Consider the following 21,491-nt stretch of genomic DNA (forward strand, 5'->3'; position numbering starts at 1 on the left):
ATAGACTTCAGGTTCCAGCCGAGTACGGCAGGCGTGCTCGGGCCAGGATCCCAACAGGGGCGAGGATCGCAATATGACGTTGTCTATCGAGACCGCCACCACCGACACCGGTGTCGTCACCGTCGAACTCTCGGGCGAAGTCGACTACGCCACGGCGCCCCAGATCCGCGAGACGATCACCAACGCGCTCGAAGCCGGCGGGGCCACCGCCATCCGCGTCGACGTCGCCAAGGTGACGGTCCTCGACTCCACCGGCATCGGCACCATCGTCGTCGCCTACCGCATCGCCCGCGAGATGGGCGTCGCGCTGGCCGTGGTCAACCCCAACCGGTTCATCACCAGGCTGTTCACCGTCGTCGGCGCCGAGGAGCTCCTGGAGGAGCCCACCGAGACGTTCTCCGGCAGGGAGCGCAGCGCGGCCGGATAGGCCCGCGTTCACCGGTACGCGTGACGCGCACGGCGCGCACGCGGCCGGTCCAAACGGACACCACAGGCGAAACCGACCGGCCCCAAGGGCCCCGTCGAAGGCTGTGTCGAACGAGACGCCCGCACGTTTTCACCTGCTGCGCAGCACATTCGCGGCGACCCGAGTGACCGGCCCCGCAACGGCGTTACCGGTACTACACTTTCGCGCTCCCCCGGTTACCCTTGAGTCCGGGGACTGCCGTCCCCGTTCACGCAGCGTCAAAGAAGAGGCGATTCAGTCGTGTCGAGTGCGACTCCGGGCAATCCGTTGACCGATTTCGGTGCCAATGAATGGCTGGTCAACGAGATGTATGAGCGTTACCGCGAAAACCCCGACAGTGTGAGCGCAGGGTGGCGCGAGTTCTTCGGCGGCGACCCCCGGAGCGCGTCGGCCGCCGAGGCCGCGCCCCAGGCGAGCGCCGCCCCCGAGCCGGCGCGTCCCGCCAAGGTTGAAACGGCAAAGCCTGAGAAGGCTCAGGTCGAGACGGCTCCTGCCGCCCCCGAGCCCGCCGCTCCCGTCGAGGCCCCGTCCCCTGCACCCCTGATCGAACCCGCGACCGAGAAGGCGACCCCCGTGATCGAACCTGGCGCTGAGCGCACCTCCGGCCCCGAAGGCGTGGCCGTGACCAAACCGCTCAAAGGCGTCGCCGCCAAGGTCGCCCAGAACATGGACGCGTCCCTGGAGATCCCCACCGCGACCTCGGTCCGGGCCGTCCCCGCGAAGCTCCTGTTCGACAACCGGATCGTCATCAACAACCACCTCAAGCGCGGCCAGGGCGGGAAGGTCTCCTTCACCCACCTCATCGGCTACGCGCTCGTGCAGGCGGTCAAGGCCCACCCGGGCATGAACGCCTCCTACAAGGTCGTCGACGGCAAGCCGCAGCTGGTCACCCCCGCCTCGGTGAACCTCGGCCTCGCCATCGACCTCGCCAAGCCCGACGGCACCCGCACGCTCGTGGTGCCCTCGATCAAGAACACCGAGTCGATGGACTTCCGCGAGTTCTGGCAGGCCTACGAGGACCTCGTGCGCCGCGCCCGCAACGGCAAGCTCACGATGGAGGACCACGCGGGGGCGACGCTGACGCTCACCAACCCCGGCGGCATCGGCACCGTCCACTCCGTGCCGCGCCTGATGAAGGGCCAGGGCCTCATCGTCGGCGTCGGCGCCATGGAGGTGCCCGCCGAGTTCGCCGGGGCCTCCGACGAGACCCTCTCCGACCTGGGCGTCTCCCGGATCATGACGGTCACCTCGACCTACGACCACCGGATCATCCAGGGCGCCGAATCCGGCCAGTTCCTCGCCACGCTCCACCGGCTGCTGCTCGGCGACGGCTTCTTCGACGAGGTCTTCCGCTCCCTGCTCATCCCCTACGAGCCGGTCCGCTGGGTCCGCGACGTCTCCAAGACCCACGAAGGGCAGATCGACAAGAACGCCCGGGTCATCGAGCTCATCCACGCCTACCGGGTCCGCGGCCACCTCATGGCCGACACCAACCCGCTGCACTACGAGATCCGCCGCCACCCCGACCTCGACATCCTCTCGCACGGGCTGACCCTGTGGGACCTCGACCGGACCTTCCCGATCGGCGGCTTCGCGGGCCAGCAGCGCATGAAGCTGCGCGAGATCCTCGGCGTCCTGCGCGACTCCTACTGCCGCCGCATCGGCGTGGAGTACATGCACATCCAGGACCCCGACGAACGCGCCTGGATCCAGCGGCGCATCGAGGTGCCCTTCGAGAAGCCGAAGGTCGAGGAGCAGAAGCACATCCTCGGTCGCCTCAACGCCGCCGAGGCCTTCGAGACCTTCCTCCAGACGAAGTTCGTGGGCCAGAAGCGCTTCTCGCTCGAAGGCGGCGAGTCGCTCATCCCGCTGCTCGACCGCATCCTCAACGAGGCCGCGGGCGCCGACCTCGACGAGGTCGTCATCGGCATGCCCCACCGCGGGCGCCTCAACGTCCTCGCCAACATCATCGGCAAGAAGCTCTCCAAGATCTTCACCGAGTTCGAGGGCCACATCGACCCCAAGAGCATCGGCGGCTCCGGCGACGTCAAGTACCACCTGGGCATGACCGGCCGGTTCACCTCCCCCGACGGCAAGGGCGAGACCACGGTCTCCCTGTGCGCCAACCCGTCCCACCTGGAGGCCGTGAACCCGGTCCTGGAGGGCGTCGTGCGCGCCAAGCAGGACCGCCTCAACCTCGGCGAGGACGGCTTCACCGTCATGCCCGTCGCCATCCACGGCGACGCGGCCTTCGCGGGCCAGGGCGTGGTCGCCGAGACGCTCAACCTCTCGCAGCTGCGCGGCTACCGCACCGGCGGCACCGTCCACGTGGTCGTCAACAACCAGGTCGGTTTCACCACCGCCCCGACCCACTCACGGTCCTCGCTGTACTGCACCGACGTCGCCCGCATGATCCAGGCGCCGATCTTCCACGTCAACGGGGACGACCCCGAGGCCGTGGCCGAGGTCGCCAAGCTCGCGTTCGCGTTCCGCCAGCAGTTCCGCAAGGACGTCGTCATCGACATGGTCTGCTACCGGCGCCGCGGCCACAACGAGGGCGACGACCCCAAGATGACCAACCCGCAGATGTACCAGGTCATCGACGGCAAGCAGTCCGTGCGCAAGCTCTACACCCGCGCCCTCATCGGCCGCGGCGACATCACTATGGAGGACGCCGAGGAGGCGCTCGCGGACTACCAGGCCCAGCTCGAACGGGTCTTCCGCGAGACCAAGGAGGCCCTGGCCGGGCAGACCGGCCCGCTGCCGTGGCGCCACCAGCCCGAGCCGGTCGCCGACATCGACACCAGTGTGGACGCCGAGACCATCGCCATGATCGGCAAGGCCCACACCACGCTGCCCGAGGGCTTCGGCCCCCACAAGGCGGTCCGCCGGGTCCTGGAGAAGCGCAGCGAGATGTCCACCTCGGGCACCGTCGACTGGGCCTTCGCCGAGACCCTCGCGTTCGGCTCGCTCCTCATGCAGGGCAAGCCGGTTCGCCTCGCCGGGCAGGACTCGCGCCGCGGCACCTTCGTGCAGCGCCACGCCGTCGTCATCGACCAGGCCACCGGCGACGAGTACACGCCGCTGGCCCACCTCGGCGAGCACAGCGCGAAGCTGTTCATCTACGACTCGCTGCTGTCGGAGTACGCCGCCCTCGGCTTCGAGTACGGCTACTCGGTGGAGAACCCCGAGATGCTCGTCGCCTGGGAGGCCCAGTTCGGCGACTTCGTCGACGGCGCCCAGACGATCATCGACGAGTTCATCTCCTCGGGCGAGGCCAAGTGGGGCCAGCACTCCGGCGTGACGCTGCTGCTGCCGCACGGCCACGAGGGCGCGGGCCCCGACCACACCTCGGGCCGCATCGAGCGGTTCCTCCAGATGTGCGCCGACGAGAACATGCGCGTGGTCAACTCCACCAGCCCGGCCAACTACTTCCACCTGCTGCGCCGCCAGGCGCTCGACCCGGTCAAGAAGCCCCTGGTGGTCTTCACGCCCAAGTCGCTGCTGCGCCACAAGGCCGCCGTCAGCCAGTTGGACGAGTTCACCAACGGCCGCTTCCAGCCGGTCCTGCACGACCCGGCCATCGCCGCCGGCGAGGTGCGGCCCGAGGACGTCAAGCGCGTCCTGCTGTGCGCCGGCAAGGTCTACTACGACCTCGCCGCCGCCCGCAAGAACCGCGGCGTCACCGACACCGCGATCCTGCGAGTCGAGCAGCTCTACCCGCTCCCGGCCGAGGAGCTCAAGGCCGCGCTCGGGGCGTTCCCGAACGCTACCGACACCGCGTGGGTCCAGGAGGAGCCGGCGAACCAGGGCGCCTGGTCGCACATCGCGCTCAACCTCCTCGAACAGCTCGGCGGGGTCCACCTGCGCCGCATCTCGCGCCCGGCCGCCGCCGCGCCGTCCACCGGCTCGCCGAAGGTCCACGAGGTCGAGCAGCAGGCGCTCGTCGACGTCGCGGTCCCGATGCCGCAGTAGGCGCACCAGAACCGCAGGGGGAGGCCGAAAGGCCTCCCCCGCTCGCGTTCTCGGGACGGCACGGGCCGCGCTCCGCCCGAGAAAGCCGGAAACTTTTTCACGTAGGACGGGTTTCTACGTGTGTGAACTCTTGACTCTCACCATGAGAGCGGTAACAATGTCAGGACGGCCCACCCTTCCACCGGCCGACCCGACAAAGTTTCACATTGGAGTGATGCATTGATGCGGAACCATCCCTCGCCCCCTGGGTCGATCTCCAGGCGGGCGCTCCTCACCGGGACGGCCGCGGCCGCCGGCGTCGGGCTGGCCGGGTGCGGCTCGATCACCGGCGGACTCAGCGGCAGGACCCGCGTGAAGCAGTGGAACCTCCTCGCCGGCGGCGACGGCGCGATCATGACCGAGATGCACGGCGACTTCTCGGCCGAGCACCCCGACGTCGAGCTCCAGGCCACCACCTTCGGCTGGGGCACGCCGTTCTACACCCGCCTGGTCATGGGCGCCTCCTCCGGCAACGCCTCCGACATCGCGACCATCCACCTCTCACGCCTCAAGAGCCTCTCCCCCGGGACGCTCATGGACCCGATCGGCGTCGACGAGCTCAAGGACCACGGCCTCAACCCCGAGGACTTCCCCGAGAAGATCTGGGAGAAGGCCTTCGCCGACGACGAGCTCTACGCCATCCCGCTCGACACCCACGCGCTCGTCAACTACTACAACAAGGACGTCTGCGGCCAGGTCGGCGCCCTCAACCCCGACGGCACCCTCCTGGTGACCGACGGCGTCGAGGAGTACTTCGACCTCCTGCGCGCCGTCAAGGAGGTCACCGGCGAGTTCGGCACCTCCCTCGACACCTTCGGCGGCTGGCGCCAGTTCTGGGCCTGGTACCGCCAGCAGGACGGCGAGATGACCTTCGCCGACGGCGACTACGAGATGGACGACGACAAGGCGCTCGCGGCCATCGAGATCATGTACAAGATGGCCGAAGAGGGCCTGTGCCCCACCTTCGCCGACGGCGGCCAGTGCTCGGCCAACTTCGAGACCGGGGCCGCCGGACTCGTCCAGGTCGGCAACTGGGAGATCAACCGCTTCAAGTTGTTCAACCCCGACAACCCCGAGTGGTTCTCCATGACCGAGATGCCCTCGTTCTACAACGGCAACCGCTACACCCAGGGCGACTGCCACTCCTTCGTGCTCCCCCGCCACAACAGCTGGGACCCCGACGTCCGCGAGGCCGCACTGGAGTACGCGGCCTACATGCTCCAACACAGCTTCCGCTGGGGCGAGGGCGGCGGCCACACCCCGGCCTACCTCCCCGTCACCGAGAGCGCCGAATACCAGGCTCTGCAACCGAACGCGGAGTACTCCGGCGTGGTCCAGAACGTCCAGTTCGACCCCGACGCCTGGTTCTCCGGATCGGCCGCGCGGCTCTTCGACGAGACCGGCTCGATCTTCAACCAGGTGTACGCGCTCGCGATGACCCCCGAGGACGCCCTGGCCCTCATGAAGGAGCGCATCGAAACGCTGCTCGCCCTCCCCTCGCCGGTCGATTGAAACGTTCCATAGGACTCCCATGACAGTGAAAACAGAGGCACCTCCGGTGCCGGCCGCGATGACGCGGCCCCCTCAAGCGAACGCCAAGAAGACCTCGTGGACCGGCCTGTGGTTCGTCCTCCCCTTCGCGGCCTTCTACGCCCTGTTCCTCGTCTACCCGACCTTCCTCGGGCTCTACTACTCGTTCACCGACAAGAGCCTCACCGGCCGCGCCGCCTCCTGGATCGGCCTGGAGAACTGGGCCGAGGCCTTCGGCGACGAGCGGGCCTGGGCCGCGCTCAAGAACACCGCAGTCTTCACCCTGTGGTCGACCCCGATCCTGGTGATCCTGGCGATCGTCTTCGCGCTCCTGGTCCACCGCGCCCGCAAGATGGGCTGGTTCCTGCGCATGGCGTTCTTCGCGCCGTTCGTCGTCCCGGTCTCGGTCGTCACCATGGTCTGGACCTGGATCTACCAGCCCGACGGCGGCCTGCTCAACCACTACCTCCAGCTCTTCGGCATCCAGGACGCCTCGACGCCGCAGATCTGGCTCCAGGGCGAGAACGGCATCGCCATGTGGTCGGTCGTCATCACGACCGTCTGGTGGACCCTCGGGTTCAACTTCCTGCTGTACCTGGCCGCGCTCCAGACCATCGACCCGAACGTCTACGAGGCCTCCTCGATCGACGGCGCGAACTGGTGGCAGCAGCTGCGGAGCATCACCCTGCCGCTGCTCAACCGCACCACCGCCATGGTCATCACGCTCCAGCTCATCGCGAGCCTGCGCATCTTCGACCAGATGTACATCATGACCGGCGGCGGACCGAACCGCGAGACCGAAGTGGCCATCCACTACATCTACATCGCGGGCTTCGAGGGCTTCCGCATCGGCTACGCCTCGGCGCTGTCCTATGTGCTCTTCGTGCTCATCCTCGTCGTCTCCGTCTTCCAGTTCCGGCTGTTCTCCCGGAAGGAGGACTGACATGACCGCAGTACAAGAGAGGGCCGCCGCCGCCGCGTCGGCGCCGCCGGCGGTGCGCCGCCGCCGCTTCAAGAAGCCCACCGTGGGCGCCGTCATCGTGTACGTCGCCGCGACCGCGCTCGCGATCCTGTGGCTGCTCCCGCTCCTGTGGGCGCTGTCGACCTCCCTGAAGGCCGAGACCGAGGCCAGCCTCGGGCAGGACATCCACTGGTGGCCCCGGGACTGGTCGATCGAGGGCTACAGGATCCTGCTCGAACGCGGGGACCACCTCACGTGGATGCTGAACTCCACGATCGTCTCCACGATCGTGACCGTGCTGACGCTGGTGCTGTGCACCCTCGCCGCGTACGGGTTCTCGCGGTTCGACTTCCCCGCCAAGAACATCATCTTCGGCGCGATCATCGCCGGCCTGATGGTGCCCGCCCAGGCGCTCATCATCCCGCTGTTCGACCTGGTCAACGCGCTTCACATGGGCGGCACCTACTGGGGCCTGGCGCTCCCGCAGGTGGTCGCCCCGGTCATGGTGTTCATCCTCAAGCGGTTCTTCGACGCGATCCCGCGCGACTACGAGGAGGCCGCGAAGCTCGACGGCGCCGGGCACCTCCGCATCCTGTGGAACGTGATCCTGCCGGTCTCGGGGCCGATCATGGCCGCGGTCGGCATCTTCACCTTCATCGGCTCCTGGAACAACTTCCTGTGGCCGATGCTCATCGCGACCGACCCGTCGATGATGACCCTCCCGGTCGGCCTCCAGGCCGTGGCCGGCGGTTACGGCCTGTTCTACGCCCAGACGATGGCCTCCGCGGTCATCGGCGCGGCCCCGCTGCTGATCATCTTCCTGATCTTCCAGAAGCGGATCGTCGAGGGCGTCGCGGGCGTCGGCCTGAAGTAGACGCGCACGAAGCAGCGGGACCCGGTGCGAACCGGGTCCCGCTTTCATGTGCGCGTCACAGGACCCCTTGCTCGACCAGGCAGGACGCCGGGCTGAAGCCGACGGTGTCGCCGGACTGGATCCTGATCCAGGTGGTCTCCCATCGCAGCCCCGCGCAGCCGATGGTCCTCCCGCCCTCGATCGTCTCGCACGCCCCGTGCACGACGGTGTCGTCGTGCAAGCGCACGAGCCGGCGCGCGCCCATGTCGGGCTGGGTGAAGATGGAGACGCCGAATGTCGCGTTCACGGTGTAGGCGCACGACAGCGACTGCTCGGCGGTCCAGCCCTCGGTGAGGATGGCGCGCTGCGCGGCGATCGGATGGGCGTCGGTGCCCGAGGCGCCCGAGCCCTCCGAGGCCGAACTCTCCCCGTGCTTGGCCAGTGCGACCGCCACGACCATGATGGCCGCCGCGATCGCGATCCGCACCAGGAGCTTCTTGGTCACCGCCCAGGTGCTCCCGGCGGCGGACTTGAGCCCGCCCTTGACACGAGCCATTGCTGACATGCCCGTTCTCCCCTGCCTCCGGCGCGCGAGTGCTCCCGGCGCCCGACCGTCGATGCCGGGGCGCGGAGCGCCTTCGCGTCCGGTCCGGTCCGCCGGGCGGCGGGCCGATCGGTCGCCGGCATCCGTTTCAGGGTGCGGGCAGGCAGGGGCCCGTGTGGGGCGAACGGGCGAGAAACCGGCCCCACTGTCGTACTTACGACGCTGGGTTTCTAGGCCGCGCGCACGACGACCTTGCCGAACGCCTCGCCCGAGGCCAGGCGGCGCAGGGCCGCCTCGGCGTCGGCGAGGGCGTGGACGGAGTCCACTACCGGGCGCACGCCCTGCTCGACGCAGAAGCGGACGAGCTCGGCGAGCTCCTCGCGGGTGCCCATGGTCGAGCCGAGGATCTCCAGCTGCCGGAAGAAGACGTGCCGCAGGTCGACCTCGGCCAGGTGGCCGCCGGTGACCCCGCAGTTGACCAGGCGCCCGCCGGGTTTGAGGGACTTGATCGAGTGCTCCACGACCGGCGCGCCGACGGAGTCGACGACGACGTCGACGCGTTCGGGCAGGCGCGCGCCGGGCTCGACGGCGACGGCGCCGAGCTCCTCGGCGCGCTCGCGCCGCTCGGGGCTGCGCCCGGTGGCGTAGACGCGCAGGCCCAGGGCCTTGGCGAGCACGATCGCGGCGGTGGCGACGCCGCCGCCGGTGCCCTGGACGAGGACGGCGTCCCCGGGACGGGCCCGTCCGCGGACGGTGAGCATCCGCCAGGCGGTGAGGTAGGCCGTGGGCAGGCAGGCGGCCTCGTCGGCGCTCCAGCCCGAGGGCAGGGGCAGGAGGTTGCGGGCGGGGACGGCGACGGACTCGGCGAGGGTGCCGGGGTGCAGCTCTGACAGGAGGGTGCGCGCGGGGTCGAGGGTCTCGTCGGGGAGCGCGGCGTCGGCGACGACGGGGTAGACCAGGGCCAGGTCGCCGTCGGCGGTGCGGGCGACGGCGTCGGTCCCGAGGATCATCGGGCACTGGTCGGCGCGCAGGCCGACGCCCGCGAGGGACCACAGATCGTGGCGGTTGAGCGAGGCGGCGACGACCGCGACGCGGGTCCAGCCCGCGGGCGTCTCGGGCGCGTCGGTCTCGCCGACCTCCAGGGCGGCGAACGGGTCCTCGGGATTCACGGTGCGGGCGTAGGCGGCGAGCATCGGATCTGACCTCCAGCGTGCGGGCCGGGTCGCGGCTCCGCGTCGATTGCACTGTCCATCATGGTGTTCGGAGTGGAACGTCGGAACATCCCAACTCTAGGGGGTGTCCCAGGGGCAGGCCCGGATCGGGCCTCCGGAGAGGTAGGGTCGGCGATGGAATCACTACCCAACTGAAGAAGCTGGAGGGGCGATGTTCAAGCCTCTGTTCAAGCGGATCCTGCCGCAGGTCTCGGCTTCGGCCCACTGCGATCTGCCTTGCGGGGTCTACGATCCCGCGCAAGCGCGCATCGAGGCGGAGTCGGTCAAGGCCATCTGCGAGAAGTACCAGGCCAACGAGGACCCGGAGTTCCGGACCCGCGCCCTGATCATCAAGGAGCAGCGCTCCAACCTGGTCAAGGAGCACCTGTGGGTGCTGTGGACCGACTACTTCAAGCCGCCGCACTTCGAGAAGTACCCGCAGCTGCACACCCTCGTGAACGAGGCGACGAAGCTCGCGGGCGCCTCGGGCGCCAAGGGCTCGGCCGACCCGAAGGTCGCCGAGGAGCTGCTGGCCAAGATCGACCAGATCGCCGAGATCTTCTGGGAGACCAAGAAGGCCTAGGACCGCACCGGTCGAGGAGCGCCCGGTCCCGCATGTCGGCGGGGCCGGGCGCTCCCCCGTTCGGTCGGGTTTCGGGGCGGGGTGGTCCGCGCGGCGGGGCCGTTCGGATTATCCTTTACCAGCGGGGAGGCGTTCGGGTTCACCGGCGCCTCACGACGTCACAGGAAGCGGCGATGCCGGTGAGCGATGAGCGCGAGGACGTGCTGCTGCTCGACGTGCCTTCAACGGGCGACTACCTGTCGGTGCTGCCGACCGCGACCGCGGCGGTGGCGACCCGGCTCGGGTTCTCGCTGGACGAGATCGAGGACCTCCGGGCGGCGGTGAACGCCGCCGTGGCGCTCCTCATCCCGGCCGAGCCCGGCCGCTCGCGCGGCCCGGTCCGCCGCAAGGGCGGCGACGAGCCCCTCCGCTGCCGTCTGGAGGTGGCCCGCGAGACCCTCCAGATCGTGCTGAGCCGCACCAAGGGCGAAGCGCTCCCCGACGCCGGGGCCTACCAGTGGCAGGTCCTCAGGGCCCTCACCGACGAGGTGGAGTCCGAGGTCGACGGCGCGACCACCACGATCCGCATCCGCCAGCAGCGCCCCGCCACCGAGGCCGACGCGGACACCGAGCGCCACCAGATCCACTAGCCCCGTTTCGCATCGGACGGGTCTTGTCGTACCCGTGCGGCATGATCGGTCACGAAGCCCGGAAAAGCTTGAAGGCCCGGCACGGGGCCGGGCCTACCAAGCTTCTGATGTCGCAAATTCGAGGGACGGTCTACATCAAGGGATTGCGCGGTGCTAGCCGACGACCTGGGTGGCGAGGGTGCGCAGCGCACCCGAGCGGCGCTTCAGCTCGCGGCGCTCGATCTCGCTCATGCCACCCCACACGCCCGCGTCCTGGCCGCTTTCGAGCGCCCACCGCAGGCACTCCTCGGTCACCGGGCAGCGTCGGCACACGTTCTTGGCCTGCTCGATCTGTACCAGAGCCGGACCGGTGTCCCCGATCGGGAAGAACAGCTCGGGGTCCTCGTCGCGGCAGATGGCCTCGTGGCGCCAATCCATCAAAACTTCTCCTTGTCAAGCATCAAACGTCTGTTTCACGGTGTTATGAACGATGTGCGGTTCGGGCGTGCGGACACTCGGGTCCATGCCGGGCGCTCGGGTCGTGTTCGCGAGGTGTCGCTCCGCATCCGCCTCGCGGCGGCGGGCGCACCCTCGCGGGCGGGCACTCGAAACGGCTGCACCTGTGGTACGGGACCCGGTTCCCTGCAAAGGGAATCGTTGTCGCCGCGACTGCGGAACGCTCTCGCATCAGCGCCATTGCTGAACGCCGGGGCAGCGGGGAGCACTTCCACCTGCGACGTCGGTCGCCCGATTGGCGGCCGAACAGGTCCGCACCTCAGACCCGGCCACCTTGTGAATACTTTCACAAGGACGGGATTTGTCAAGGGTTCGACTCGGGAAATCAGCTCGAAGTGAGTGAACTCACCGCTTCACCTCGAAGAAGACTCGTGGAACACGTTCCGCGAGACCGCCGGGACCCCTACCGCGGATCCTCGGAGCGGCCTCCGCCACATTCGCCCGGGGGTAAAAGTCCGGGGTCGGTGACAGCGAGTCGAACCGGTTTGACACACTGGTACTCAAGGTTGGCCGACTTACCAGGCTCGTAAGTGATGCCGAGTGATGAATACCCACATAGCGCCGGTCTATACGCACCGAAAAAACGATATTCGGTTGTAAGTCTCACGCCGTCCCCGTAGGGATGGCGAAATCAACCTTGCCTGCTCACGGGCGAGTTGTCAACACCCACCCTGAGGTTTTCCCAAGTTGTTAGCAGGCCACCCGCAGTGCCGCCGGGACCGAGCCGAGTTCGACTTCGGTCTGCTCACCGAGGTAGTCCCCGTCGAGTTGGAAGGCCTGCGGAAGCGACGCGCGCAGCCGAATCCTGGAGAGATCGTGATGCGTCACCGCGTGTTTGCCGTCAGGTCCGTCTCGTCCCACCAGCAGTGAAGCTGCGGTTCGCGCGGCGTCCGACAACCCAAGTTTACGCAGAATCAGGACATCAAGTCCAGCATTAAAGGACGCCCGCGCGTTGAGATTCACCGGAAGGGTGCCGAGGTAGGTCCACGGCGCGCAGTTCTGCACGACGACCATCCCCATCGATTCGTCCACGGTACCGGACGAGAGTTCGACGTTGATCGAGTCCCCTTCCACACCATGCTCATTGAGTTCCGCCATGACCGCGCGCGCGTAATGCGCGCCGAGATTGCGCTTCTTCCGGTACGACTCGACCTTCTTGATGATCGAGGCGTCCCACCCGAGTCCGGCGCAGAACGTGAAGACGCGGTCGACGCCGTCGGCCTGCGCGCGACCGAGACTGACGGTGCGGGTGCGCGGCGCGTCCACGAGGGCCGCCACGATCGCCATGGAGGCCCTGCGGCGGTCCCACGGCAGCCCCAGGGCCCGCGCGAAGACATTCGTGGACCCGGCCGGGATGGGCGCGAACACCGGCGCATCGGCGGCCGGGCGGCCGCCGGCGACCAGGCCGTTGACGACCTCGTTCACCGTGCCGTCCCCGCCGAGGCTCAGGACGACGTCGTAGCCCTCGTCCGCGCCGCGCCGCGCCAGCTCCTCGCCGTGGCCCCGTGAGCGGGTCTGCTCGACGGTGAGATCGAGCACCCCTTCGAGCTTCTTGGCGACCCAGCGCGTGCGGCGCCGCGAGCCGGTGGAGGCCTTCGGGTTCACGATGAGCAGACCACGCTGTGGCGCCGCTTTCAGGTCGCGCATAGGCGCAGCGTAGCCCGGGATACCGTGGAGGTGTGAACGAAACCGATGCCGACATGGGCGCCGTCACCGAAACCCCGGCGGACGGCGACCGTCCGTGGACCCTCACCGCCGCGGCGGGGCTGTTCTGGCTCCTCGCAACGGGACTCGTGGCCGCGGGCGGCTGGGGCCTCGTACAACTGGTGACCGGGCACGTCGACACCCCGAGCGGCGCGGTCGGCATCGTCCTCATCGCGTGGCTCGCCGCGCTCTACTACTGGCACATCGGACGCAGCCTCCTGCGCTCCCGCGACATCGTGGCCCAGGCGGTCTTCCAGGCCCTGCTCTGGCTGCCGGTCGGCTACTACCTCCGCGAGGCCGCCCACCCGATGCTCGGCGTCGCGGCATGGGCCCTCGCCGTCGCCCTCGTCGCCCTCGTCCTCAGCGGCCCGAGCCGCCGCGCCGTCGGCTTCGGCGACAAGCCCCGCTTCGGAGCCTGAGCGGGCCGTCAGGCTTCGGCGGCGCGCTTCGCGACGCCCTTTCGCATTACGGCGCTGTCGTACCCCCGAGGCACCCTTGACGATCGGGGGCCCAACCCCGAAGGTCCCGAAGGTTATCGGGCTGCCCCCGATTCGATGAGCGCCCCGGCTCGCGCCATGTGGCGCTCAGGCCGTCGAAATGTCGTACCCCCCGGGCACCGTTGACAACCGGGGGCCCAACCCCGAGGGTCCCGAAGGTTATCGGGCTGCCCTGCGGCGGCGGCGTTCTCGGGCGGTTCAGGCCTCGGCGGCGCGTCTCGCGATGAGCGCGAGGAGTTCCGGTGCGGCGCCGAGCGGTTCGCCGAGGTGCGAGGCGCCCGCTTCGCGGGCGGCGGCGATCGCCTTGTCGCACAGCAGGCCCGGGGCGATGAAGTAGCAGACCGCCGCGATGCGCTCGGCGCCCGCGGTCCGCAGCGACCGCACCGTCTCGTCGGCCGCGGGACCGGGACCGGAGGCGAATCCGGGTCCGGCCGGGACGCCGAGGAGGCGTCCGGCTTCGGCCGCGACCGCCGCCACGTGGGCGCGGCCCTCGTCCACGCGGGTTCCGGCCGCGCAGACCACGAGGCCGTCGACGTCGGCGGGCAGGCCGCGGACCAGGGCCGCCGCGAGCGACAGGTCCCCCACCGGTGCGGCGAGCGCGACCGCGAGGCCCGGCCGGGCCTCCTCAGCGCGCTTCGCGACCTCGGGGAGGTCGGTCCTGGCGTGGTAGGCGTCGGTGAGGAGCAGTGGCAGCGCCACCGCGCGGTCGTGGCCGCGGTCGGCGAGGCCCGTGAGGACCTCGGCGGGGTGCGGCTCGTTGAACTCCAGGAACCCCGCTTCGGCTCCGGCCGCCGCCGCGATGGCGCGCACGGTCGCCGGCGAGCGCGGGTCGGGACTGCCGTGGGCGACGAGGACCACCGGGCGGTCCGGGCCGGATACGGCCCCGGCCCGCGGCGGCGCCGCGGGCCGGGGGTCCGATGCCCTGTCAGACATGCAGTCCGCACTCGGTCTTGTCGAAGGCGGCCCAGCGGCCGGCGCGCGGGTCCTCGCCCGGGGCGGTGCGCCGGGTGCAGGGCCAGCAGCCGATGGAGCGGAAGCCGTCCTTGAGCAGGGGGTTGACCGGGATGTTGTGGCGTTCGATGTACGCCTCCTGGTCGGCCTCGGTCCACCGGGCGATCGGGGAGACCTTGACCTTGCGGCGGGAGAGGTCGAAGTCGACCACGCGCGTGTTGGCGCGGGACGGGCCCTCGTCCCGGCGCAGGCCGGTGGCCCAGCCGTCGTAGTCGGCCAGGGCCCGGTTGAGCGGGAGGACCTTGCGCAGCGAGCAGCACTCGTCGGGGGCGCGCGAGAACAGGCGGGGCCCGAACTCGGCGTCCTGGGACAGCACCGACTGGTCGGGCTGGATCGAGCGGACGTTGACGTTCATCGTGGAGGCGACGAAGTCGCGGACCTGAAGGGTCTCGGGGAAGTGCAGACCGGTGTCGAGGAAGACGACGTCGATGCCGGGGGCGACCTCGCTGGCGAGGTGGACCACGGCGGCGTCGGCCATCGACGAGGTCACGCAGAAGCGCGTTCCGAACTCGCCGACCGCCCATTCGAGGATCTCGTGGGCCGTGGCGTCTTCCAGGCGCTTCCCCGCTTCCATAGCGAGGTCACGGAGTTCGAAGGGGTCTCTCTGGTTCCCTGTGCTGCTCATGCTGCTTCACTCCGATCGGGGTACTTCAATCCGTGGGGGGCGCCGGGTACTGGGGGGCGGCGGCCATCCCGTGGTATTTGACGGCGAAGACGCGGGTGCAGTCCGCGCAGTGCCATCCGCCCTTAATCTCGACGTCGCTGTCGAGACCAGTGCTGTCGAGTTCGGGCGCATAGGGTCTGAGGTCCTCACCGCCGCAGTAGGGGCAGTGATACGGAACGACGCGGGCGGTCACTGGAATTCCGCTTCGTCGGCCCGGTGGACCCAGTGGGCGAAGGTCTCGCCCTCCGACCTGCCGTCGAGGTAGCGGCGGGTGAGGCGTTCCACATAGTCGCCGAGGTCGGCCGAGGCGACCTTGAGGCCGCGGGACTTGCGTCCGAGGCTCGCTTCGGCGGCGTGGCCGCCGCCGAGGTGGACCTGGAAGCCCTCGACCTGCTCGCCGTCGACGGTGACGAGCTGTCCCTTGAGGCCGATGTCCGCGGTCTGGGTGCGGGCGCAGGCGTTGGGGCAGCCGTTGACGTGGATGGAGATGGGCGTGTCGAGTTCGGGGACGCGCTTCTCCAGTTCGGCGACGAGGTCGCGGGTGCGGTCCTTGGTGTCGACGATGGCGAGCTTGCAGAACTGGATGCCGGTGCAGGCCATGGCGGAGCGGCGCCAGGGCGAGGGGTCGGCCTCGAGGCCGACGGCCTTGAGGTCGGCGACGGCCTCGTCCACGCGGTCCTCGGGGACGTCCAGGAGCAGGAGCTTCTGGAGGGCGGTGGTGCGCACGCGGTCGGAGCCGTACTTCTCGGCGATGTCGGCGAGCTGGTCGAGGAGGGTGCCGGAGACGCGGCCGGCGACGGGGGCGACGCCGATGAAGTAGTTGCCGTCGCTCTGGCGGTGGACGCCGACGTGGTCGAGGAGCTTCTCGGGGACCTGCGGGGCGTCGAGGTCGGGGAGCTTGCGGCCGAGGTAGGCCTCGGATTCGAGGACCTCGCGGAACTTCTCGGCGCCCCAGTCCTTGACGAGGAACTTCAGGCGGGCGCGGGTGCGCAGGCGCCGGTAGCCCCAGTCGCGGAAGATGCGGACGACGCCGAGCCAGACGTCGACGACGTCCTCCTGGGCGACCCAGACGCCGAGGCGCTGGGCGAACATCGGGTTGGTGGAGAGGCCGCCGCCGACCCACAGGTCGAAGCCGGGGCCGTGCTCGGGGTGGTGGGCGCCGACGAGGGAGATGTCGTTGATCTCCCAGGGGTTGTCGGGGAGCCAGCCGATGGAGGACTTGAACTTGCGGGGCAGGTTCGAGAGTGAGCGGTCGCCGATGAAGCTGTCGTGGATCTGCTTGATCTGCGGCGTGGCGTCGATGGCCTCGTCGGTGTGGACCCCGGCGACGGGCGAGCCGAGGATGACGCGCGGGCAGTCGCCGCAGGCCTCCTGGGTGTCGAGGCCGACCGCTTCGAGGCGGCGCCAGATCTCGGGGACGTCGCGCACGTCGATCCAGTGGTACTGGATGTTCTGGCGGTCGGTGACGTCGGCGGTGTCGCGGCCGAACTCCTTGGAGATGCCGGCGACGGTGCGCAGTTGGGCGACCGAGAGCTGGCCGCCGTCCATGCGCACGCGCATCATGAAGTAGCGGTCGTCGAGCTCCTCCTCTTCGAGGACGCCGGTCTTGCCGCCGGCGATGCCGGGCTTGCGCTGCGTGTACAGGCCCCACCAGCGGAAGCGTCCGCGCAGGTCGGCGGGGTCGATGGAGTCGAAGCCGCCGTGGGCGTAGATGCCCTCGATGCGCTGCCGCACGTTGAGCGGGTTGTCGTCCTTTTTGGACTGCTCGTTCTTGTTGAGCGGCTCCCGGTGGCCCATGGCCCACTGGCCTTGGCCCTTCGGGCGGGACGGTTTGCGCGTTGGCGTTGGCACAGTACTCCTCATGGCGGACACGGGTGTGGCATGGTTCGTCGGCGGAGACGCCGGAAGGATTTAAGCGCACATCAGACACGCGGCGCTGAACACACGGCAGAAGTCGACGTGGCGGCGTGCCACCAGTCGGAGCCCGTGTGCGCGAGACATGTGGGCAAGCATGACACACATTCCCGCCATGCGCACCGGCCGTCCCGCTCCATGGACAAGCAGGTCACAGCCCGAAGGCCGGACCCCGCGCGGGGTCCGGCCTCCAGGTGCGCGCCGATCGGGTCAGGCCCGGCGCCTGCGGGTCGTCGCCAGGACGACGACGCCGAGTGCTAGCGCGCCGACGCCGACGCCGACCGCCATGAGCAGGCGGGTGCCGGTGAGCGGCAGGCCGCCGCCGCCGTCCGGGGAGGTCGCCTCGCCGGTGGTCGGGGCGGTTCCGGTGGTGGGCCCGCCGCTGGTCGGGACGGCGGTGGTGGGGGCGTCCGTCGTGGGCCCGTCGGTGGTCGGCCCATCAGTGGTCGGGCCGTCGGTCGTCGGACCGTCCGTGGTCGGCTCGTCCGTGGTCGGGCCGTCCGAGGTCGGGGCGTCGGTGGTCGGCTCGTCCGTCGTTGGCTCGTCCGAGGTCGGGGCGTCGGTGGTGTCGGTCGGGTCGACGTCCTCGCATTCGGGGAGGTCGCCGTTGAACGGGTAGTTGTGGATCTCCTGGCCGGAGCCGGGGAGGGTGCTGGAGCCGTGGACGAGGTTCCCGGTGAGGAACATGCGGCCGTTGGTGCCGGACATGCTCAGGGTCGTGGTGCTCGCCTGGGAGCCGGCGAGGACCGAGCCCTGGAGCTGGGTCGTGCCCTGGAGGTTGACCGTGGTCGCTTCGGGGAAGTTCCAGAGGAGGCGGTCGCGGATCGACTCCTGCGGGGTGTTGTTGAGGTTGAGCGTGACGGTGTCGCCGTAGAGGTTGACCAGGACGGTGGCGCCCGCAGGGATGTTCTCGAAGACGACGGACTGCATGCCGCCGCCCGCGCCCGTGAGGCCGCCGTCGACCGCGAAGACCTGGAGCGCCGAGGAACCGTCGCCGGTGAACACGGTCTGGAAGCCCTGGTTGTCGACCGTGCCGGTGGTGGCGCGGCGGGTCGCGTCCTCGGGGTAGGCGTAGCACAGGCTCGCTTCGGTGAGCTCGTCGCGCAGGCCCGCGTACTCGTCGACCGCGGCCGAGTCGATGACGGCGGTGGGGATGACCTCGCCGGTGGCGGTTCCCGCCACGCGCACGACGCCGGACTCCGCGCCCTCCTCGGCGAGGAGGCGCTGCTCGGTGGCGATCGTCAGGCTCCCGCCGACCTGCATGTAGTCGGAGCCGGTGGGCGGGGGCACGCGGGAGCCGACGCCCGCGATGCCGACGTTGTAGACCGCCGAGCCGGAGGTCTTGTTCTGGTCGAAGTCGCCGAGGACGACGTTGCGGCCCTCCGACTCGGCGGCCGAGCCGGTCACGCTGAAGTCGCCGCCGACGAAGACGTTGACCGAGTCGTCGTACCCGGCGATCGGGCCGCTGCCGTTGTCGGGGAACGGGTCGGGGCAGTCGGGCCCGCCGCAGGGGCCCAGCCCGCCCGGCAGGGTCGCGGCGAGCGCCTCGACGCTGGAGAGCGCGAACGCGGCCACGGCGACGGCCGCCGAGGCGGCCAGCACCACCGACGTCCTGGCGCGGAGACGGGACTTGGCGGGCATGGGCTTCCTCCGAGGACGGGCCGGCGACGGCGTCGGTCCTCTTCATAGCAGCGCCGCGACCGTCCTCATCGGATTTCGGCCGAAACGGCCGCGTCCGCTACTGGAGCGCGAAGTCCACGACCGCCTCGGTGCCGCCCTCGGCGCGCGGGCGCATGTCGATCGTGCCGCGCAGCTCCCCGGTGACGAGCGTGTGCACGATCTGGAGGCCCAGGCGGGTGGAGTCGGCGATGCGGAAGCCCTCCGGCAGGCCCTTGCCGTGGTCGGTGACGGTGACGCGGAAGCGGTCGCCGTCGCGCGCCACGCCGAGGACGACCTCGCCCTCCTGCCCGGGCGGGTAGGCGTGCTCGACGGCGTTCTGGAGCAGTTCGTTGACGACCATGACCAGCGGGGTCGCGTACTCGCTGGGGAGGACCCCGAAGGTGCCCTCGCGCCGCAGCGTCACCTTCGACTCGGCGACGGAGACCTCGACGGCCATCGAGGCGACGCGGTCGACGATCTGGTCGAAGCCCACCGACTCGTCGGAGGACTGCGCGAGCGTCTCGTGGACCAGGGCGATCGAGGCGACGCGGCGCACCGACTCCTCCAGCGAGACGCGCGCCTGCGGTGAGCCGACCCGGCGGGCCTGGAGGCGCAGGAGTGCGGCGACGGTCTGGAGGTTGTTCTTGACGCGGTGGTGGATCTCGCGGATCGTGGCGTCCTTGGTGACCAGTTCGCGGTCGAGGCGGCGGACCTCGGTGATGTCGCGGACGAGGACGAGCGCGCCGGCGGCCTTGCCGCCCGGGCGCAGCGGCAGAGCCCGCATGAGGACCGTGGCGCCCTTGGCCTCGATCTCCTTGCGGCGCGGGGTGCCCCCGGCGAGCGCGTCGGCGATGCGGCGGGCTGCGTCGGCGCCGACCTCGGGGCTGGAGGGAAGGCTGCGGGTGAGCTCGGCGAGGTCGCGGTCCCGCAGGTGGCCGGTGACGCCCATGCGCCGGTAGGCCGAGAGCGCGTTCGGGGAGGCGTAGCGGACGAGGCCGTCGCCGCCGATGCGCACGAGGCCGTCGCCGATGCGCGGCGCCGTGGTCGGCTCGCCGGGCAGCAGCGGGGGCGGGAAGCCGCCGTCAGTGAGCATCTGCACCAGGTAGTCGGCGGTCTTGAGGTAGTTGATCTCCAGGTGGGAGGGGCTGCGGGTGTCCGAGAGGTTGGTGTCGCGGGCGGCGACGGCGATGACCTCGCGGCGGTCGCGGCGGCGCACGGGGATCGCCTCGTGGCGGGCGGCGACGTCGCCGCGCCAGACCGGGTCGCCCTCGCGGAAGATGCGGCCCTCGGTGAAGGCCACGTTGAGGTGCTGGGCGTCGTCGCCTTCGAGGATGCGCCCGACCTGGTCCTCCTCGTACGCGGTGGGGCCGGTGGTGGGCCGCACCTGGGCGAGGCACACGAAGCGCCCCGGGCGGTCCTTGACGGCGCCCCAGAGGAGGAAGTCGGCGAAGGAGAGGTCGGCGAGGAGCTGCCATTCGGCGACCAGGCGCTGGAGGTGCGCCGCGGAGTTGGAGGTCAGGTCGGTGTGGGCGCTGACGACGTCACGGAGTGTGGACACCCGGACAATGGTAGCGGCGGTTTCGGCGCGGGCCGGTCGGCCGCCGGAGACGGAGCCGCCCCGCCTCGGAGGGGGCGGGGCGTTCGCCGCGGGCTGCTACGACGGCATCGTGATGTCGGGCTTATCCAGTTCTTCGACGTTGACGTCCTTGAAGGTCAGGACGCGGACGTGCTTGACGAAGCGCGCCGGGCGGTACATGTCCCAGACCCACGCGTCGGTCATCTCGACCTCGAAGTAGGTCTCGGCGTCGGCGCCCCGCACGTGGACTTCGACCGCGTTCGCCAGGTAGAACCGCCGTTCGGTCTCGACGACGTAGGTGAACTGCCGGACGATGTCCCGGTACTCCCGGTACAGCTGCAGCTCCATGTCGGTCTCGTACTTCTCGAGGTCCTCGGCGCTCAACGCTCCTCCTTCTCTGGCGGCGGTCTCAACGATAGTGCGCGGGTGCCCCGCCCCGCTCGCGGCTCTCGCGGCGAACGCTTGCGCGGTCGCTATTTCACACCCGGTCCGCGCCGGGCGCCGCCCCGGCGGGGCGGGCGGGCCCGCGTTCAGGCGCGCGCGGGGGCGAACGGGGCGACGTTCGCGTAGGAGAGACGGTGCTGCTCGCACGCCCCCCAGCGGCGCAGCGCGGCCTCGTGCGCGGCCGTGCCGTATCCCTTGTGGACAGCGAAGCCGTACTCGGGGCGCTCGCGGTCGAGCTCGACCATGATCCGGTCCCTGGTGACCTTGGCGACCACGCCCGCCGCCGCCACGCACGCGGCCGTCCGGTCGCCCTTGACGACGCCGAGGCTCCCCGGCAGCCCCGGCACCGCGAACCCGTCGGTGAGGACGAAGCCGGGCCGCTCTGGCAGGCGGGCGACGGCCACGCGCATCCCCTCCAGGTTGCACACGGCGATGCCGCGCCGGTCGATCTCCTCGGGGCCGTACGTGACCGTGGCGATCCGCGCCCGCGAGCGCAGCAGCCTTGCGAAGACGCGCTCGCGCGCGGCCTCGGTGAGCAGCTTCGAGTCGTCGAGCTCCTCGGGCCGGGCGCTCGGCGGCAGGCTCACCGCCGCGACGACCAGCGGCCCCGCGCAGGCGCCGCGTCCGGCCTCGTCGGCCCCGGCCACCGGGCCGAGGCCGCGGCGGGCGAGCGCCGACTCCAGCGCGTACAGGTCGCCGTCGCGCCGCATCCGGGAGGGGGCCGGGCGGAGCACGG

At 70.3% G+C, this 21,491-nt stretch carries 19 protein-coding genes; 8 read left to right on the top strand and 11 right to left on the bottom strand.

Annotated elements, in window-relative coordinates; all coding sequences use genetic code 11:
* Positions 1–73: 73 nt before the first annotated feature.
* The 5 genes from E9998_RS03685 (at position 74) to E9998_RS03705 (ending at position 7,845) form a co-directional block, all read left to right on the top strand.
* Positions 74–427: an STAS domain-containing protein gene (locus tag E9998_RS03685; protein ID WP_125249150.1), complete on the top strand. Its 354-nt coding sequence runs from the start codon at positions 74–76 to the stop codon at positions 425–427.
* 279 nt (positions 428–706) lie between these two features.
* Positions 707–4,441 (top strand): multifunctional oxoglutarate decarboxylase/oxoglutarate dehydrogenase thiamine pyrophosphate-binding subunit/dihydrolipoyllysine-residue succinyltransferase subunit, encoded by a 3,735-nt coding sequence (locus E9998_RS03690; RefSeq protein ID WP_240037482.1) that lies wholly within the window; start codon positions 707–709, stop codon positions 4,439–4,441.
* Between the two features lie 222 nt (positions 4,442–4,663).
* Positions 4,664–5,992, top strand: a complete 1,329-nt coding sequence (locus tag E9998_RS03695) for an extracellular solute-binding protein (protein WP_136528349.1) — start codon at positions 4,664–4,666, stop codon at positions 5,990–5,992.
* Positions 5,993–6,011: 19 nt separating this feature from the next.
* Positions 6,012–6,953, top strand: a complete 942-nt coding sequence (locus E9998_RS03700; RefSeq protein WP_136528350.1) for a carbohydrate ABC transporter permease — start codon at positions 6,012–6,014, stop codon at positions 6,951–6,953.
* A 1-nt stretch (position 6,954) separates the two neighbouring features.
* Positions 6,955–7,845, top strand: coding sequence for a carbohydrate ABC transporter permease (locus E9998_RS03705; protein WP_136528351.1), 891 nt, complete (start codon positions 6,955–6,957; stop codon positions 7,843–7,845).
* A 55-nt stretch (positions 7,846–7,900) separates the two neighbouring features.
* Here E9998_RS03705 and E9998_RS03710 read toward each other — a convergent pair whose 3' ends face one another.
* Both E9998_RS03710 and E9998_RS03715 read right to left on the bottom strand, forming a co-directional pair.
* Complete coding sequence (locus E9998_RS03710; RefSeq protein WP_136528352.1) at positions 7,901–8,389, bottom strand: hypothetical protein; 489 nt, start codon at positions 8,387–8,389, stop codon at positions 7,901–7,903.
* Between the two features lie 209 nt (positions 8,390–8,598).
* Positions 8,599–9,561: a zinc-binding dehydrogenase gene (locus tag E9998_RS03715; RefSeq protein WP_136528353.1), complete on the bottom strand. Its 963-nt coding sequence runs from the start codon at positions 9,559–9,561 to the stop codon at positions 8,599–8,601.
* A gap of 190 nt (positions 9,562–9,751) precedes the next feature.
* Here E9998_RS03715 and sodN point away from each other — a divergent pair, with 190 nt between their 5' ends.
* A complete protein-coding gene (gene sodN, locus E9998_RS03720) occupies positions 9,752–10,162 on the top strand; it encodes a superoxide dismutase, Ni (protein WP_136528354.1) in 411 nt (136 codons plus the stop codon).
* Positions 10,163–10,335: 173 nt separating this feature from the next.
* Positions 10,336–10,791: an ATP-binding protein gene (locus tag E9998_RS03725; RefSeq protein ID WP_136528355.1), complete on the top strand. Its 456-nt coding sequence runs from the start codon at positions 10,336–10,338 to the stop codon at positions 10,789–10,791.
* Positions 10,792–10,944: 153 nt separating this feature from the next.
* On the opposite strand, the gene E9998_RS03730 is transcribed toward E9998_RS03725, so the two are convergent.
* Entirely contained in the window at positions 10,945–11,208 is a 264-nt protein-coding gene (locus E9998_RS03730; RefSeq protein ID WP_030154989.1) for a WhiB family transcriptional regulator, read from the bottom strand.
* A gap of 768 nt (positions 11,209–11,976) precedes the next feature.
* On the bottom strand, positions 11,977–12,933 hold the full coding sequence (locus tag E9998_RS03735) for a diacylglycerol/lipid kinase family protein (RefSeq protein ID WP_136528356.1): 957 nt from the start codon (positions 12,931–12,933) through the stop codon (positions 11,977–11,979).
* A gap of 32 nt (positions 12,934–12,965) precedes the next feature.
* On the opposite strand from E9998_RS03735, the gene E9998_RS03740 reads away from it, so the two are divergent.
* On the top strand, positions 12,966–13,409 hold the full coding sequence (locus E9998_RS03740) for a hypothetical protein (protein ID WP_136528357.1): 444 nt from the start codon (positions 12,966–12,968) through the stop codon (positions 13,407–13,409).
* Between the two features lie 276 nt (positions 13,410–13,685).
* On the opposite strand, the gene E9998_RS03745 is transcribed toward E9998_RS03740, so the two are convergent.
* The 7 genes from E9998_RS03745 to E9998_RS03775 form a co-directional block, all read right to left on the bottom strand.
* A complete protein-coding gene (locus E9998_RS03745; protein WP_136528358.1) occupies positions 13,686–14,420 on the bottom strand; it encodes a sirohydrochlorin chelatase in 735 nt (244 codons plus the stop codon).
* On the bottom strand, positions 14,413–15,123 hold the full coding sequence (locus E9998_RS03750) for a phosphoadenylyl-sulfate reductase (protein WP_136528359.1): 711 nt from the start codon (positions 15,121–15,123) through the stop codon (positions 14,413–14,415). The genes E9998_RS03745 and E9998_RS03750 overlap by 8 nt, the downstream gene beginning before the upstream one ends.
* Positions 15,124–15,351: 228 nt before the next feature.
* Complete coding sequence (locus E9998_RS03755) at positions 15,352–17,073, bottom strand: nitrite/sulfite reductase (RefSeq protein WP_420842410.1); 1,722 nt, start codon at positions 17,071–17,073, stop codon at positions 15,352–15,354.
* Between the two features lie 213 nt (positions 17,074–17,286).
* The gene (locus E9998_RS03760; RefSeq protein ID WP_136528361.1) at positions 17,287–18,717 is read right to left on the bottom strand and encodes a choice-of-anchor A family protein; all 1,431 of its coding nucleotides are present in this window, start codon (positions 18,715–18,717) and stop codon (positions 17,287–17,289) included.
* A 97-nt stretch (positions 18,718–18,814) separates the two neighbouring features.
* On the bottom strand, positions 18,815–20,293 hold the full coding sequence (locus E9998_RS03765; protein ID WP_136528362.1) for a sensor histidine kinase: 1,479 nt from the start codon (positions 20,291–20,293) through the stop codon (positions 18,815–18,817).
* 96 nt (positions 20,294–20,389) lie between these two features.
* Positions 20,390–20,695, bottom strand: a complete 306-nt coding sequence (locus E9998_RS03770) for a DUF2469 domain-containing protein (RefSeq protein ID WP_136528363.1) — start codon at positions 20,693–20,695, stop codon at positions 20,390–20,392.
* A gap of 146 nt (positions 20,696–20,841) precedes the next feature.
* A complete protein-coding gene (locus tag E9998_RS03775; RefSeq protein WP_192907040.1) occupies positions 20,842–21,489 on the bottom strand; it encodes a ribonuclease HII in 648 nt (215 codons plus the stop codon).
* Positions 21,490–21,491: the final 2 nt, after the last annotated feature.

This window comes from Glycomyces paridis (assembly GCF_004912155.1).
Classification (GTDB): Bacteria; Actinomycetota; Actinomycetes; order Mycobacteriales; family Micromonosporaceae; genus Glycomyces; species Glycomyces paridis.